The sequence below is a fragment of the Burkholderia sp. IMCC1007 genome, from assembly GCF_027257875.1.
Classification (GTDB): domain Bacteria; phylum Pseudomonadota; class Gammaproteobacteria; order Burkholderiales; family Burkholderiaceae; genus Burkholderia.
Window position 1 is genome coordinate 128379 of record NZ_JAPVQY010000002.1, and the last position, 14210, is coordinate 142588.

Genomic DNA, 14210 nt, shown 5'->3' on the forward strand with positions numbered 1-14210 from the left:
TCGTCCGAAACCGGGAACCGGCGCCGGTCGCGGCAAGCGACTTCGACGATCGCCCGACCAGAGGGGCTCACGCGAACGCTGTTCCGTTCTTGCTGACGCCCATTTCGCGTGTCTCATTGACGAGAGACTCGCCGCAGATGAAGCCCCAGGTGAGGTTCGGGCCAATCGTCGTTCCTGGGCCGATTGCAAATGTGCCGATAGGGTTGGACATGCACAAACCCGCAGCGTACAGGCCAGGAATGACCGTACCGTCCTCGCGCAGCACCTGTCCGAATTCGTTCGTCTGCGCGCCGCCTTTGGTCCCGAGTATCGAACGATTGAATGGCGCCGCGACGTACGGAGGCCGATCGATCGCACCCAACGCTTCGCCAAGGCCGCCGGTCTTGAATTGCTCCCACTCGCTTTCTCCCCGGCGGAAATCATGATCTTTACCGTCACGGCAGAATCCGTTGTACCGTGCGATCGTCGCTTCCAATGCTTCGGACGGCAACCCGATCTTCGACGCAAGCTCCGCGATCGTGTTTGCCTTGACGAGCCAGCCGCGGCTGCGGCCGGCGTAGAACGCCAGAGGCGGTGCATCGTCGAGCAGACGGCTATCGGCGATCACCCATGCCGGCAAATGAACCGGTTGGCCGGTTTTCGGATCGCGACGGTCGACCTCGACGCCGATGTTGAAGTCGTACTCGCTTACGAACCGCTTCGCGGAACTGTTGACAACAATGGCATGCTTTTCTGCCTGGAAAATCATTGGCAGGCCGTGGGGCTTACCCTCGTAGCGGGTCGGAATTGCCGGATACACGTTCGCTTGATCCATGTGGGACAGCCTTCCACCGACCGCGGCCACCATGCGTTGCCCGTCCCCCTCGTTGGTCCGAGGGCTGCCCAGCCAGTCGAGCTTGCCCGGGAAATACAGGTCGAGCATTTCCTGGTTCCATTCGAAACCGCCAGACGCAATGACGACACCGGCCGTAGCACGATAACGCTTGCGATTCCCGCCCGCTTCAAGTTCCAGACCTTCGATCCGCCCGTTAGCGCCCGGGAGAAGCTGCATCACGCGCGCGCCCAATTCGATCTTGCATCCATGCTCGAGGCAACCCTTCAGCAGACCGGTGATCAGAGCACTTCCCTGCGCACGGCTGCGGGTGATCAGGCGCCAGATCAGGCGCGGAAGCACGCGAACGGCCGCCCGCACGGGATGGTGATAGAGATCCCCGTCATACACTTCCTGATACGTGAACAAGTGAGGCAGCGTCGACGTCCGTATCTTGCCAGCGTACCGTCCGACGATCCATTTGCTCAGCGGCTTGGGCGACAGCATGCGCCCCTTCGACTTGCCCCCGTTCAGCTCCGGCACAATATCCGGCTCTTCGGTCAGCCGGAATTCCAGCGGCGTATTCGACTCGATGAACTTCAACGCAGGCGGTGCAGCGTACGCGAAGGCTTTCCACAAATGATCTTCCGTATCACGCCAGCCTTGCGGACCTGAAGCGCGCAGATATTGCAGCGCTTCCTCGCGAGAGTCTTTCAGGCCCGCTGCCGCCGCGTGATGATTGGCAGGGATCCAGGTTCCCGAACCGGACATCGCGCTCGTGCCACCGATGAACGCGCTTTTCTCGATGACCTTGACTCGCAGTCCACCCACGCTTGCACGCAGCGCCGCCGAGAGGGCTGCCGATCCCGAGCCGACTACGAGCACGTCGTAAGACTCGTCCCAGTTCTGCAAACCGTTCATATCAATATCTCGTTTTTTAGGACCCACATCCGGACGTTCACGTCGCGACAGCAATCGAAGCGACTGGCGTGCTCGTTCTGCTTCGTGACCGGCTCGCGAGTCTGATTCCGATCAAGCGCGCACATCGATGATTCACAAGTGCGTACCGAAAAAGTTGCAACAGATCGCGGACGATCGGCTCGCTATGCTCCGAGGTATGCCGCCTGGATTTCCGGGGAGGCTAACAGTTGAGTTGCGGGCGCTTCGTGCACGCAACGGCCGACCTCGAGGACATAGCCGCGATCCGCAAGCTTCAAAGCCGTGCGGGCGTTCTGCTCGACCAGCAGGATCGTCACCCCGGTATCTCGCACCCTGCCGAGCACGGAGAAGATTTCCTTGATGATGATCGGCGCGAGACCAAGACTCGGCTCATCGAGAAGAAGCAGCTTTGGCTTGCTGATCAGCGCCCTGCCAATCGCGACCATCTGCTGCTCTCCACCCGAAAGCGTGCCGGTCAGCTGCGTCCTGCGCTCGTACAGTCGGGGGAAGATGCCATACACGAAGTCCATGCTTTCGGCGATCTCCCGGGCCGGCCTCGTGAAACCACCGAGTCGTAGATTTTCCGTGACCGAGAGCGTGCCGAACACTCTGCGTCCTTCCGGAGACTGACCGATACCCAGCCGCACAATGCGGTCTGCAGGCGCTTTCGTGATGTCCTCACCATCGAACTGAAGCTGCCCGGATCGAGGCTTCAGCAACCCGCTGAGCGCCCGCATCAGCGTCGTTTTACCCGCTCCGTTCGCACCCAGAATGGCGACGACTTCCCCGCGCTCCACGTGCAGGGAAACGCCCTTCAGCGCTTCGATCTGTCCGTAGTTCACGCGGAGGTCCTTGACTGTTAGCAAGCTCATCGCACCGCTCCTGTCGAATTTTCCGCAACCGGTACATCGTCGTCCTGACCAAGATAGGCTTCGATCACCTGAGGATTCGACCGAATCTCGTCGGGTGCCCCCTCGGCAATCTTTTTCCCGAAGTTGATGACCACGATGTGGTCCGTCACCGCCATTACGACGTTCATGTCGTGCTCGACCAGCAACACCGCAATCCCGTCCTTCTGAATAGAGCGGATGCTCTCGTTGAGTTCGGCCGACTCGTTGTCGTTCAGGCCTGCTGCGGGCTCATCCAAAATGATCAGCTCCGGGTTGGCGATCAGCGTGCGAGCCAGCTCGATCCGCCGCTGCGTGCCATACGGCAACGACGTTGCGTTTTCCAGTGCCACCCTGGTCAGGTTCATGCGCTCGAGCATCGCGTATGCACGCTCTTTCAATTGCCGTTCTTCCGAGCGCTGCGCCGGGGTGTTCAGCAATCCCTGCCACCAACGCTGCTTGACCGACAGGTGCGCCCCCGCCGCCACATTCTCGAGTACGGTCATATCCGAGAAGAGACGCACGGACTGGAACGTGCGCCGAATCCCCAGCGCAGCGATTCTGTCGGGACTCTGCCCGGAAATGCGCATGCCCTTCCATTTGACGTCGCCATCAGTCGGCGTGTAGATGCTCGTGATCAGATTGAAGACCGTGGTTTTTCCGGCGCCGTTCGGACCGATCAGTCCGACGACTTCACCGCGCCGAATCCTGAAGCTCAGGTTGTCCACTGCGCGCAGACCGCCGAAACTGATCCCCACCTTGTCGAGCACGAGGATCTCTTCGGGCGTCTCCCGTTCCGCGTGAATCGGCATATTCATTTTGCGCCTCGCCGGCTGGGCCAGATGCCTTGGGGACGCGCGACCATTACTGCGATCATCGCGGCACCAAAGACAAGGTAACGGTATTGCGCAAGCCCCAGGAACACTTGCGGCACAACGAACATCAATGCAGTGCCGAGCAGAACGCCCGGTATGGACGCCTGCCCACCGACGATCACGATCGCGAAGAGCGTAACCGAGTCGGCGAACTGGAACGAGCCAGGACTCACACCGGACAACTGCATTGCAAAGAACGATCCGGCGAACCCCGCGATCGCCGCGGCCAGTGAGAAAGCACCGGTCTTGTACCAGCGTGCACGCACGCCGACGGTCACTGCTGCCAGTTCGTCATGCTTCAGATACCGAAACGCGCGGCCCAGTGCCGAACGGTCGAGGTTGATCACAAGCAGAAGGACGATCGCCAGCGCGATCCAGCTCAGATAGAAGATCGCCGTTTGACTGGACAGCGAATAGCCCATGACGGTCGGCGGCACGACACCAAAGATGCCGTCGGCTCCGCCCGTCATTCCGATGGGATCGTTCTTGAGAGCGAGTACGAAGATCGCGTTCAATCCAAGCGTGACGAGCAGTAAATAGTCGCCTCTCAGTCTTACGATCGGCGCGGAAAGCACCGCCGCGACGAGCGCAGCCGCCGCTATGGAAAACGGAATCGTCGCGAATACCGACCACCCGTACGTCACGTTCAATACCGCGGTAACGTATGCGCCGATGCCGAAGTAGACCGTGTGGCCCATGTCATACATTCCGGCTCTTCCCAACACAATATCCTGCGACAGCGCAACCATCGCATACACGGCGAAAACGCCACCGATCGTGATCCACGACGGCGACAGAAACACCGGGATCAGCAGGCCGATCGCCCACAGGGTTGTGCCGATCACCGGTCCTTTTGCCGACCGGATTCCGGGGCTATTCGTCCATGCACGATCTGCGGCCGGACTCGCCCCGGGAACCATTACAGTCTTGCTATCTTGTTGCATCGTGATTTCCTCACACCTTGTTTGCCACGCGTTCACCGAGCAAACCGGATGGCCTGACGATCAGAATCATGATCAGCAATCCGAACGTGATGGCATCCTGCCAGGAACTGGATATGTAGCCGGCACCGAATGCATTGACGAGGCCGAGCAATAGTCCACCGAGCATCGCGCCCGGGATGTTGCCGATACCGCCGATAATCGCCGCGATGAACGCGTTCAATCCATACGACCATCCCATCGTGAAATAGGCCTGGCGATAGTAGAGGCCGATGAAGAGCCCGCCCACCGCACCGAGCGCGGGGCCGATGAGAAACACGAGACTGATGACGCGGTTCACGTTGATGCCCATCAGTTTCGCCGCGTCCTGATCGATCGCTGCCGCGCGAATTGCCGTGCCGAGCCGCGTGTGATTGACGAAAATGTGGAGAGCGAGCATCAGCAGGAATGCGCCCGCGATGATCAGCACTTGTACGGCGCTGATCGAAGCGCCTCCGACGAGCCAACGCGTTTCCGGCAGCACGTCGGCGGGAAATACCCTCACGTTCGGCCCCCAGATGAGCATCATGCCGTTTTCAATCAGCATGGATGCGCCGAGCGCGGACACCATCGGTGACAGCCGATTGGCGTTTCGCAGCGGTCGATATGCGATACGTTCGAGCAAGGTGCCGGAGACGGCAACCACGATGACCGCGATAACAAAGGCCAGGATCAGCAAAACGATCGGGCTGCCCAGTCCACCAAGAACGCCGCCGCCGAGCAAGGTTAGACCGATGAACGCGCCCATCACGCAAAGGTCACCATGCGCGAAGTTGATCAGCCGCATCACGCCATAAACCATCGTGTATCCAAGCGCAATCAGCGCATAGATTCCGCCTATGGTCAGGCCGTTGACAGCTTGCTGCCAGATGAAATCCATAATGTCGTTTCCAGAAACGTCGAGCCGCCATCAGGAAAGCACCGCCACATCCTCGGTAGTCGAACGTGGCGGCCGAGCTTAGTTCTTGGCGTTTTGATCGAGTGGATAGACGGTCCGATACTGCGCGGACGCGTTGATCTCGGCGGCTGCAAACGGGCTTCCAACGCGTTCGCCCTTGCTGTCGAAGCCGAAGGTGCCGGTCAGACCGTCAAACGTCTTCATGTTGTGCATCCAGTCGATCAGCTTCGACGGATCGGTACTCTTCGTGGCCGTCACCGCCGCCAGCACAATACGCATACCGTCAGCATTCGAGAACGTGTAGATGCTGGGCGGCGTCGCGTTATAAGCCTTCTTGTATTGGGCCAGGAATTCTTTGGCCAGCGGGTAAGGCAGGCTCTCCGGTTCAGGAGTACCGATTATTATGGCGCCTTCCGACGCCTTGCCCGCAATCTTCGCAAACGATGTGTTCTGGTTTGCGTCGCCACCGACGAACGGCGCAGATAGGCCTAACTGCACCATCTGCGCGCGAATCAGGCCGCCGTCCGAGTAATACCCCGAGAAATAGAGGACATCGGGATTCTCGGACTTGATCTTGGTCAGGATGGGCGTGTAATCCTGACTACCCGCCGTGATGAAGCCGCTGAAGATCACGTTGCCGTTGTTGTCCTTGACCGCCTTGGCGACACCCGCACCCAGGCCGCTTGAAAAGCTCGAGTGATCCGACAGCACTGCGATCCGCTTGTACTTCTTGTGCTTCACGAGATATTCCGCCGTGAAGGCCGCTTCCGCGTAGTTCGGCGGCGCATTGCGGAAGAATGTCTTGTAGCCGCGCTGGGTGAGATCGTCCGTGCTCGCGTCGGACGTGACGATCACGTTCGCCGCCGTGTAGATCGGTGCAGCAGCGAGTGTCGCTCCACTGGTGTAGCTCCCGATCACTGCCAGCACACCGTCGTTGACGAGCTTGCGTGCGCAGATCGCCGCCTGCGCCGCTTTGCCCTCGTCATCGCAGGTAACGATTTCGATCTTGCGCCCGAGCGTCCCGCCAGCGGCATTGACTTGCGTAGCGATCAGCTTGACCGCGTTGGCGATGCCCTGACCTTCGGCAGCGTACTCACCGGTGATCGGCGCCTGAACGCCGATCTTGATCGTCGACTGGGCAAACGTCGAGGACATCGCCGTGACCGCGACACCGAAAACTACACATTTCAGACGAGCAGTGCTCATGCCAATTCTCCGAATTTAATGAAGCGACAGTCGTGCGATCTCCGCTCTGCCTGCGTCCGCAGGTCAGCGCACTCGAGCGGCTGTCTGAATGACTTCTCCCTGGCGCCGCTCCCCGCAACGGACCCATCTGGATGACGCTCTCGTGCAGGGATCTTCCCCGTGTGTGAAAGCAAGCCGATCGCCCACACAAGTGTCGACACTATCATCGACAGTTTTTGAGCGCAAATAATGTTTTTCCCCCATCCTGGAGCGGCTATCCCGGTTCGTTCCCGAGCCTGTGGACTGCTCGGCGGGGACTGGCATCCGGCGCGTACTGACTTCACAATTCATTTAACTTTGAATCGTGGCTGTGTCCCGGGGCAATACCAGCAAGGCTTTGCGCTCGATCCCCTAAAACCAAACTTCCCTTACCCCAGTCCGAACACTAAAAAAACACTAAAAAGCGGACGCGACGAAACCTCATATCCGGCGAGCGTTGGAAGTCGGCAGCATCCGAACTACTCGTCTCTTCGATGCCATCAGTTGCCGCAACGCGTGCCCACCCGACTATCCGAGAACGGCACGCCGAACACTGGCAGTCTGGCGAACAGTGATGCAATCCCGCGAGGTGGCATCGGTGAACAATGGCTGACGTTGTATCAGCCGATTTTGACAACCCGCTCGTCTCCGGTGACCCCGCCCTCGGAATTCGAAGTTTCACGCAACTTGTCCAGCACTTCCTGATAACTCTCATGCAGTGCCGGCCAGTCCACGCCAGGCTCAAGTGCCGCTGGATCAAGCCGACCAGAAGTCACAGCAAGGCGCACTGCCGGATGGCAGTGTCCGACTTTGGCCAACCAGCCAGCACATGCGAATTCCTCCCCTTGCCGTGATTGATGACACGCAAACATACTAGCGCCAAAATCCGGTCCCATGCCCCGGTGATCAGGGCACGTATCAGCCAGCTTTTCGGCTAGGTCGAGATCGAAGTTTGGAATATCTGCCGCGCCCGCGGCACGACGCCAGGGGCACGATGCACATGGTTTGCCAGGTGTTTTCATAATCCGGCGGCTTCGTCATAAACGACCGCTACATCGATGGCATACGCCGACACCACGCGTGGGCACTTCACCAGAACCAATTCCTGAGCCTTTGCTTCTTGCTCGCGCCTCGGTCGGCTACAGTCGTTCCACATGTCTTGCCCTAGTTTTGCACTCGCGGAAATCATCGCTCGCCCTCCTATCGCACTGTGCCGTTCTGGCAGTGCCCACACCACATGCCTTTGCTCGCATTGCACAATGCTGGGCGGCCACAATACTGGCAACGGATCGAGATTGCTCCGAGATACATAGATAGCATTTCCTCGCTCAAAACCGGATCGTGTCAACCGGTACGTCAATCCCATGATGCATCAGGACTGCTTCACGGAAGGCACGCCATTCCTCAGTACCAGCCGCCTCGTGCGTGCAATGCAGGCACTGGTCCGCGCCGGCCAACTGCTCGGTTACGGTCCGATGTACGTCTACGCCAAAACGCTTGCTGAATCGCCCGACACATGACCCATCATGACCTGTCACCCATACGGTGTCGCCAGCCGTCGAGACGTCAATGGTGTAAATCTGTTCCATCAGTTCCGCTTCCTTAAGCGAGTTCGTACTTATCGAGCAGTTCGAGTTTTCGCATCTCTTTGCGACGTCGCTCTTGCCGCGACTCCTCGGTCGGAATGATGTCGCGCTTGGCAGCCAGCGTCGCGTCGTAGCGTTCGATTTCCGCCACGAGAGTTACGAGTTCCCTAAGTTCCGCTCGAGCTCTGGTGAACATATCATTTCCTTTCTCAGTGTATTGGCCGTCGGCACGATTATTTGATCAACTGCATCCCCGCGACCTTCGAGGCCGACACGTCGAAAGTAGCCGTGTACTCGCACTCGGCTACATGCCCCGAACGCTCGATCAAGCAGTCCGCGAAATCCGCCTTTGAAGATGCTAAAACTCGAAGTGCCTTACGTACCGTGTCAGCACTTTCGACGACCAGTTCTCTGGTCCCGATCATTGATTCGACGATGTCCTTCATCTGCTCTCGTTCGACACCGTAGCAGCGCCCAAGTACCCAGACGACCTCGATTAATGCGACTTGCGAAACATATCCCGGCCGCTCGGGCGACAGGGACTCCATCAGTGCCGTCGCCTTCTTCGACTGAATCTCGTCGTCTTGCGCGAAGTAGCGGACTAGCACGTTTGTATCCAGTCCGATCATCGCGCTGATGCCCCCTGCTCGGCGATGGCCTGATTCATGTCGTCAATCGACACCGGTTTCGCGGGCTTCTTCACAATGCCCTTAAGGGCCTCGAGCGAGCGCGTGGCCGGATAGATCTCGTACCGGCCTGTCGCCTCGTTGAAGCTGAATTCGATCCGGTCGCCGGCCTCCAAACCAAGCTGATTGCGCACGGCCACTGGAATCGTGATCTGACCCTTTGAAGTAATAGTTGCGGCTGTCATGGTGACACCTCCCCATTCCTTACTTTATGGTAAGGAAAAGCAAAAAGCAAGAGTAGCCTCCAGCCGCATCGCACCACCAATGTACCTCCCGCTGCTCGCCAAGCTCACAGCTTTGACTCCAGTGCTGCATTGGGGCCGTTGACAAAGGCGGCTTTCGGATTGCCGCCGTCTTGAGTCATTGTGCGGGCGAGGGTCGGCTACAACGAACCGGTTGGACGGTCTGACGTTCATCGTGGATAAGCGTCAGATTGTCAGTACGGTGTGACGGCGGCGTCCGACGCACCCGACCGCCTACCTCGCCGGATTCGGCGTGTCTCGTTCGAAGGTAATGATGGACCGCGTGGTGGCGGGCCAGTTCGGCATCTGCCGCCATGGAGTCAGCACCTCCAGACGGTCGCCGGAGACGCGGAGCTCCCGGCACCGCATCGTGCCGATCCATTTGGGATTCCAGGCGGCCTCGACCTTGGTACACCATTGGCTGCCTTCGATTCGCTCCATTCCCTTAAGAGTTGAAGTCTCCACAAAATCCGGGGCGGTTCAGGTCAGGGGTATTCAGGCTCATGATCGTGGCTATTGAGCCGCCCGGCGGGGCGGCGCCTTACTGGCGATCGAGCATCATCGCCCGATGGGCCCCGCTGGAGTTGGCGATTTAGTTACTTCGCCAACGGTACTGCACCCGGGCCGGCCAAAAATCCGAAATTCATCGTTCAATGGCAATGGCCGGATACGCTGTTTGACTACCCCTTTAAAGCAGCAGCCGTGATACCCCCAACGGTAGATGACCACCAATCAAAGCCTTTACCTGAGAAAGCCAAGAACGAACCTCCAAGAAATACAGCAAAGACCACGACCATACGGGCCGGCCTGAAATTGAATGTGAGACCAACCAGCCTGACGGCCATCACGCTTCCAGTAATCCGAGCCATACTTTCCGCGCACTGGAAAACTGCCATCAACGCATTCGAAAGCAAGACACCCACAATCGCGGCCGTTCCAACGATGTTCTCGAACACTACGCGATGTCCGTATTCCGATAGGCCGTTCCAAAAGTCACGCGCCTGCATATGAGTTGCCATCTGAATAACGTGCCCGTCCAATCGCCCATAACCGAAGTTGAGCAAGCTCAAAACGATGATCGTAACAACAGGGTTGATAAACAATTTGACCATATCCCCCCATGTTCCCTCTTCAGTGCGAAGTCGCCAGAGAAATCCGATGACAAGAGGCAGGATGGGCAAACTCGACAGAAGCGCAGCCTTCGTAAGGACGTCATAGATTCCATCGATGTGTCGCACGTACAGCCAGCACATGATGACCGATACCACGGCTGCGAGGACGGCAATCTCTCCACCCGCGCCCCCGCCACCGCCACTACCACCCGATCCGCCAGACCCTCCATTATTGTTAATCCGCGTGTTATTAGTAACGCTGATAGTGCGGTTACCATTTCCGACAACATTCCCATTTCCCACGATGTCAACATTTACGTGTTTCATACGTTATCCTTATTAATATGTCGATTTAAGTTCACAAAATTCAGAGTGTCGTCTCGCCCACGGCCATGAGAAGCCTGCGTGCCGTTAAGGCATCGGCAGCCCGGCACCGAGCCGTACCGAATCAGGCCGCGTATGCCCGAATATCGAGCACGTCGTACCGAATGTCGAAACCGGCTATGCAATCGCTGACGTACCGATGCACTCGCCAATCCCAACCTTCGGGCCCGCCGCCGCCGATGAGCATCAATGGGCGTGCAAGCTCTGCCTCTCGATGTCGGGCGATGCCGCGTAGTGTTCGCCTGTCGAGCCAACTCATATGTGGCCTTCCATCAGGGTGCGTATGCCAGTCTCCCAGATAAACCGCGCGTCCCGATGATGCCTCGAAAATATCGTCGAGCCGATGGCACTGCCAGTCATGATCGGGGTGAAATCGCTGGCGCTTGTGCCGGGCGGCCGGTCCTGGTCCGATAATGTGCTGAACAACCGGCTCATTGTTACTGGCGACATATCCAACTAGGATGCCCCCCGTTTCGAGCGGATACGCGCGGCGAGCCTCATCAAGCATCTCGTCGAGCGCGGGCGCGTCAATCCAAAGCTGGCTCATACCCGCGAGCTGCAGACCAGACAGTCCTGTCTCGCAGCCAAAACATAAGTCGTCCAATCAGGCGCAATTGACATCCCTTCTCTCTGGATATCGGCAACCGCGACGTCCCACGAAAAGTCTGGATATCCGTCATGCGCTCCCGAACATAGAGTCGCGACCGCCAAACGGCTGGCGAGGTTGGCGATCGCATCACTATCGATCCCTGCACCAATGAACGTGGGTTGGGAGCACCCGCCGGGCTGGATTTCATCTGTACCGGCATCTGCCGGCAGTCGGATCGTCTTATCCTCGAGACCGCGAAGAAAACAATGCCAACAGCCGTTCGAACTGCCCGCCCTGATTCGACCGACGATGCCGCCTGCAGCGCCGTGCGTCGTCGTCAGCCAAACATACGGCTTCCCGAGCTCACGAGCGAGATCTGCCAGGAAGTGACTTACCCGGTGATTCGCGGCTGCGTCAATGACGATATCTGCCTCGGTCGCCAGCTGCCGGAGGATCGCATATTCAGAAACGCGATTGTCTCCGGAGGGCACTCCGATGCGAAGATTACAGCCACGCACGGTCGTGTATGGATACTCATTGCCGATGTGCAACGCCAGAGCGGTCGTCTTCTGGAGCCCTGCGTACTGCCATCCCAACGCCCACCGCACCGTATTTCCGACCTGCAAGTTATCGCAATCGACGAGTTCAAGCCGGCCGATTCCTGCCCTTGCCAGTTGGAGACAGACGGGCGATCCCAAGCTGCCTAGCCCAACAATCAACGCGGCCTTGTCGCGCATCGGTGTCAAAAATGGCGCGCGCCGCAGCCAAGCTTGCTGGCCTCCCCAATCCGCTCGCACAAAGTCCACGCGAAAGACAGCCGGACGCGATCGCTTTGCTTCTCGCGTCACACGTACGGACAAGAATATCCAGTCATCCGCGGAGTGCCGCCAGGACACTTCGTCGGGATAAACCACACCGACTACGATGACGTCGCCCCGCTTCGCAGACGAAAGCATTTTCCCCAGTTCAGGAAGCTTAGCTTCTATCTGGCGGAATACATCTTGCGCGGCGGTCTCGAAGGAACTGACCTCCGGCCTTTTCTCCAGCCTCAGCCAAAAACCGTTCGAACGGACTGCGAAGGCCGGTATCTTCGCCGCGAAAGTCACGAGTGGCTTGTTGTGCATGTCGCTTATCGACGCAACGACGCCATTGACGAAACACCGATCTGACCATCCGGGCGGCGCAGCACGAAGCAGTAGGTTAAGCCGCCCTGCTGACACCTCCGCCGGCGGGGTTTCGTCCGGAACGACGACCGCACATTCCACCGCATACGGCAAGAACGACGACAAAGGCTCGCCAACATGATCCTCTGCTTTCGCGATGGCCTCAGCAGCTGCGCTACTGTTGTTAACTTCCAAAATCGCTGGCAACTGCTCCTGAATCAGCGTCGCCAGCGAATCGTGCCCGGGACGCCACTCCTCTCCCTCTCGCGCCAAAAGGCAGAGATTTTGCCCAAGAGGGTGCTGGTGGCGCTGAAACTGACCGGGATCCGTCGTCACCGCTGGCACGAAGTATGGATACATATCCGGGTAACTGGCCGTGAGTGCCAGCACCCCATCTCCGTGCGGCACGTCAACATGTACCACCAGCTGCCCCGCCTCCATCGCAGCGGCGTCAATCGACCAACGATATCCCAGTCGCTCCAGCGCCTCCTTCTCCCTGGAGAACGCAGCCGGATAGCGGTCCCACCAGGCTTCCATGATTAACCCACCGGCCGATGACCAGGAGGCTTCGGCGCACCGGATCCCGGGTCCGGCCGCCCCGGCGGGTTCGGCGGTGGTTGGTGGCCATGATCATGATGGCCGGGATGCGCGTGGTCACCATGGTGGCCATGCTTGGAACCGTCTTCATGGCCGCGCTGTTCGTGCGCGCCCTTCTGGTCATGCTCGCTCATAGTCGCTTTTCCTGATAGATCGCCGGCAGCATCTGTCGATGCTGATCGGCCGCCATCTACGGCCGATGGAACTATTCTATCGGCGCGCGCAGAAAATACAACTACTTTTTATGACCACATATTTTAAGCGATGACATAAAATCAATCTTGGCCTACAATGTGGTGCGGAGGACTACCTTATATGAACCTGCCCCGAGACACCCAGCGCGAGCGGCTGTACTACATCGAATTTCTGGCCCTATTTTCTGGACAAGTGAGCAGGAAGGACCTGACTTTCCGGTTCGGGATTAGCGAACCTGCTGCAACCAAGGACCTATCGCTCTACGCAGAGTTAGCCCCTTCGGTGCTGAGATACGACCTGCGCCGGAAATGCTACGTTTTTGACGGCGGACAGCCATACTTCGAACACAACGTCGAGCAGGCCCTGCATGCGTTAGCGGGCGACGGCGCTGTCGATTTCGATCCTTCGAGAACAAAGCGAATCCCTGGTTGGGTAAGCACAAGCATCAAGCGTCAGGTTCCGCTGGAAATCGCTGCGACTCTCACCCGCGCTATCGATCAGCAACAGTTTGTTATTGCTGAGTACACCTCACTAACGACTGGATCTCACTCCCGAAAACTCTCACCGTTGGCTCTCGTGAATGACGGCCTACGCTGGCACATTCGGTGTTTCGACCACGAAAAGGAAGAGTTTCGGGATTTCGGGCTCACTCGATTCACGAGTGTCGAGGAACGTGGCAGTTCCGATGTCGACTTGTCAAAAGATCGTGACTGGAACACCGAAATAATGTTGCGTCTTACCCCACATCCCCAGGCCCTTCACCCGGAAACGACATATGCTGACTATGACATGAAAGACGGCGCCAAGACTGTCACGCTCCGTGCTTGCCTAGTGGGATATTTTTTGCGTCATTGGCATGTTGACTACTCCCCAAACGCATCCGGCAACCCGCGCGCGCAACAGCTCTATCTCGCGAATCGGAGTGAAGTGATTGACGCCGGTACTCCGGCATGGGCGCTGCAACCTTAGGTGACTAGGTCGGAGCAGTTGTGAAGAATGACGCGACGTCTTCATCACCGGTAACGTAATCGCCCTTTCGGAG

The 14210-nt window shown here is 58.4% G+C and carries 15 protein-coding genes; 1 reads left to right on the forward strand and 14 read right to left on the reverse strand.

The window, feature by feature from the left end:
- Window positions 1–67 precede the first annotated feature (67 nt).
- The 14 genes from O1Q03_RS03095 to O1Q03_RS03160 all read right to left on the reverse strand — a co-directional run bounded on the left by O1Q03_RS03095 (window position 68) and on the right by O1Q03_RS03160 (window position 12913).
- Window positions 68–1732: an FAD-binding protein gene (locus tag O1Q03_RS03095; protein ID WP_269501646.1), complete on the reverse strand. Its 1665-nt coding sequence runs from the start codon at window positions 1730–1732 to the stop codon at window positions 68–70.
- 182 nt (window positions 1733–1914) lie between these two features.
- Window positions 1915–2616 (reverse strand): ABC transporter ATP-binding protein, encoded by a 702-nt coding sequence (locus tag O1Q03_RS03100; RefSeq protein WP_269501736.1) that lies wholly within the window; start codon window positions 2614–2616, stop codon window positions 1915–1917.
- A 2-nt stretch (window positions 2617–2618) separates the two neighbouring features.
- Window positions 2619–3455, reverse strand: a complete 837-nt coding sequence (locus tag O1Q03_RS03105) for an ABC transporter ATP-binding protein (RefSeq protein ID WP_269501648.1) — start codon at window positions 3453–3455, stop codon at window positions 2619–2621.
- On the reverse strand, window positions 3452–4456 hold the full coding sequence (locus O1Q03_RS03110; RefSeq protein WP_269501649.1) for a branched-chain amino acid ABC transporter permease: 1005 nt from the start codon (window positions 4454–4456) through the stop codon (window positions 3452–3454). The genes O1Q03_RS03105 and O1Q03_RS03110 overlap by 4 nt, the downstream gene beginning before the upstream one ends.
- Before the next feature lie 10 nt (window positions 4457–4466).
- Window positions 4467–5372, reverse strand: a complete 906-nt coding sequence (locus O1Q03_RS03115) for a branched-chain amino acid ABC transporter permease (RefSeq protein ID WP_269501650.1) — start codon at window positions 5370–5372, stop codon at window positions 4467–4469.
- A gap of 78 nt (window positions 5373–5450) precedes the next feature.
- The gene (locus O1Q03_RS03120; RefSeq protein WP_269501651.1) at window positions 5451–6596 is read right to left on the reverse strand and encodes a branched-chain amino acid ABC transporter substrate-binding protein; all 1146 of its coding nucleotides are present in this window, start codon (window positions 6594–6596) and stop codon (window positions 5451–5453) included.
- A 638-nt stretch (window positions 6597–7234) separates the two neighbouring features.
- Window positions 7235–7636 (reverse strand): DUF6283 family protein, encoded by a 402-nt coding sequence (locus O1Q03_RS40085; RefSeq protein WP_124455045.1) that lies wholly within the window; start codon window positions 7634–7636, stop codon window positions 7235–7237.
- 306 nt (window positions 7637–7942) lie between these two features.
- Window positions 7943–8203, reverse strand: a complete 261-nt coding sequence (locus O1Q03_RS03125; protein WP_111442671.1) for a hypothetical protein — start codon at window positions 8201–8203, stop codon at window positions 7943–7945.
- 13 nt (window positions 8204–8216) lie between these two features.
- The gene (locus tag O1Q03_RS03130; RefSeq protein WP_111442670.1) at window positions 8217–8396 is read right to left on the reverse strand and encodes a hypothetical protein; all 180 of its coding nucleotides are present in this window, start codon (window positions 8394–8396) and stop codon (window positions 8217–8219) included.
- 37 nt (window positions 8397–8433) lie between these two features.
- On the reverse strand, window positions 8434–8829 hold the full coding sequence (locus tag O1Q03_RS03135) for a PIN domain-containing protein (protein ID WP_111442669.1): 396 nt from the start codon (window positions 8827–8829) through the stop codon (window positions 8434–8436).
- Window positions 8826–9071: an AbrB/MazE/SpoVT family DNA-binding domain-containing protein gene (locus O1Q03_RS03140; protein ID WP_111442668.1), complete on the reverse strand. Its 246-nt coding sequence runs from the start codon at window positions 9069–9071 to the stop codon at window positions 8826–8828. The genes O1Q03_RS03135 and O1Q03_RS03140 overlap by 4 nt, the downstream gene beginning before the upstream one ends.
- Window positions 9072–9808: 737 nt before the next feature.
- Entirely contained in the window at window positions 9809–10567 is a 759-nt protein-coding gene (locus tag O1Q03_RS03150; RefSeq protein ID WP_134163186.1) for a hypothetical protein, read from the reverse strand.
- A gap of 121 nt (window positions 10568–10688) precedes the next feature.
- Window positions 10689–11171 (reverse strand): Mov34/MPN/PAD-1 family protein, encoded by a 483-nt coding sequence (locus O1Q03_RS03155; RefSeq protein ID WP_111442665.1) that lies wholly within the window; start codon window positions 11169–11171, stop codon window positions 10689–10691.
- Entirely contained in the window at window positions 11168–12913 is a 1746-nt protein-coding gene (locus tag O1Q03_RS03160) for a ThiF family adenylyltransferase (RefSeq protein ID WP_269501652.1), read from the reverse strand. Before O1Q03_RS03160 ends, O1Q03_RS03155 begins: the two co-directional genes overlap by 4 nt.
- A gap of 375 nt (window positions 12914–13288) precedes the next feature.
- On the opposite strand from O1Q03_RS03160, the gene O1Q03_RS03165 reads away from it, so the two are divergent.
- Window positions 13289–14137: a WYL domain-containing protein gene (locus O1Q03_RS03165; protein WP_185658219.1), complete on the forward strand. Its 849-nt coding sequence runs from the start codon at window positions 13289–13291 to the stop codon at window positions 14135–14137.
- Window positions 14138–14210 lie beyond the last annotated feature (73 nt).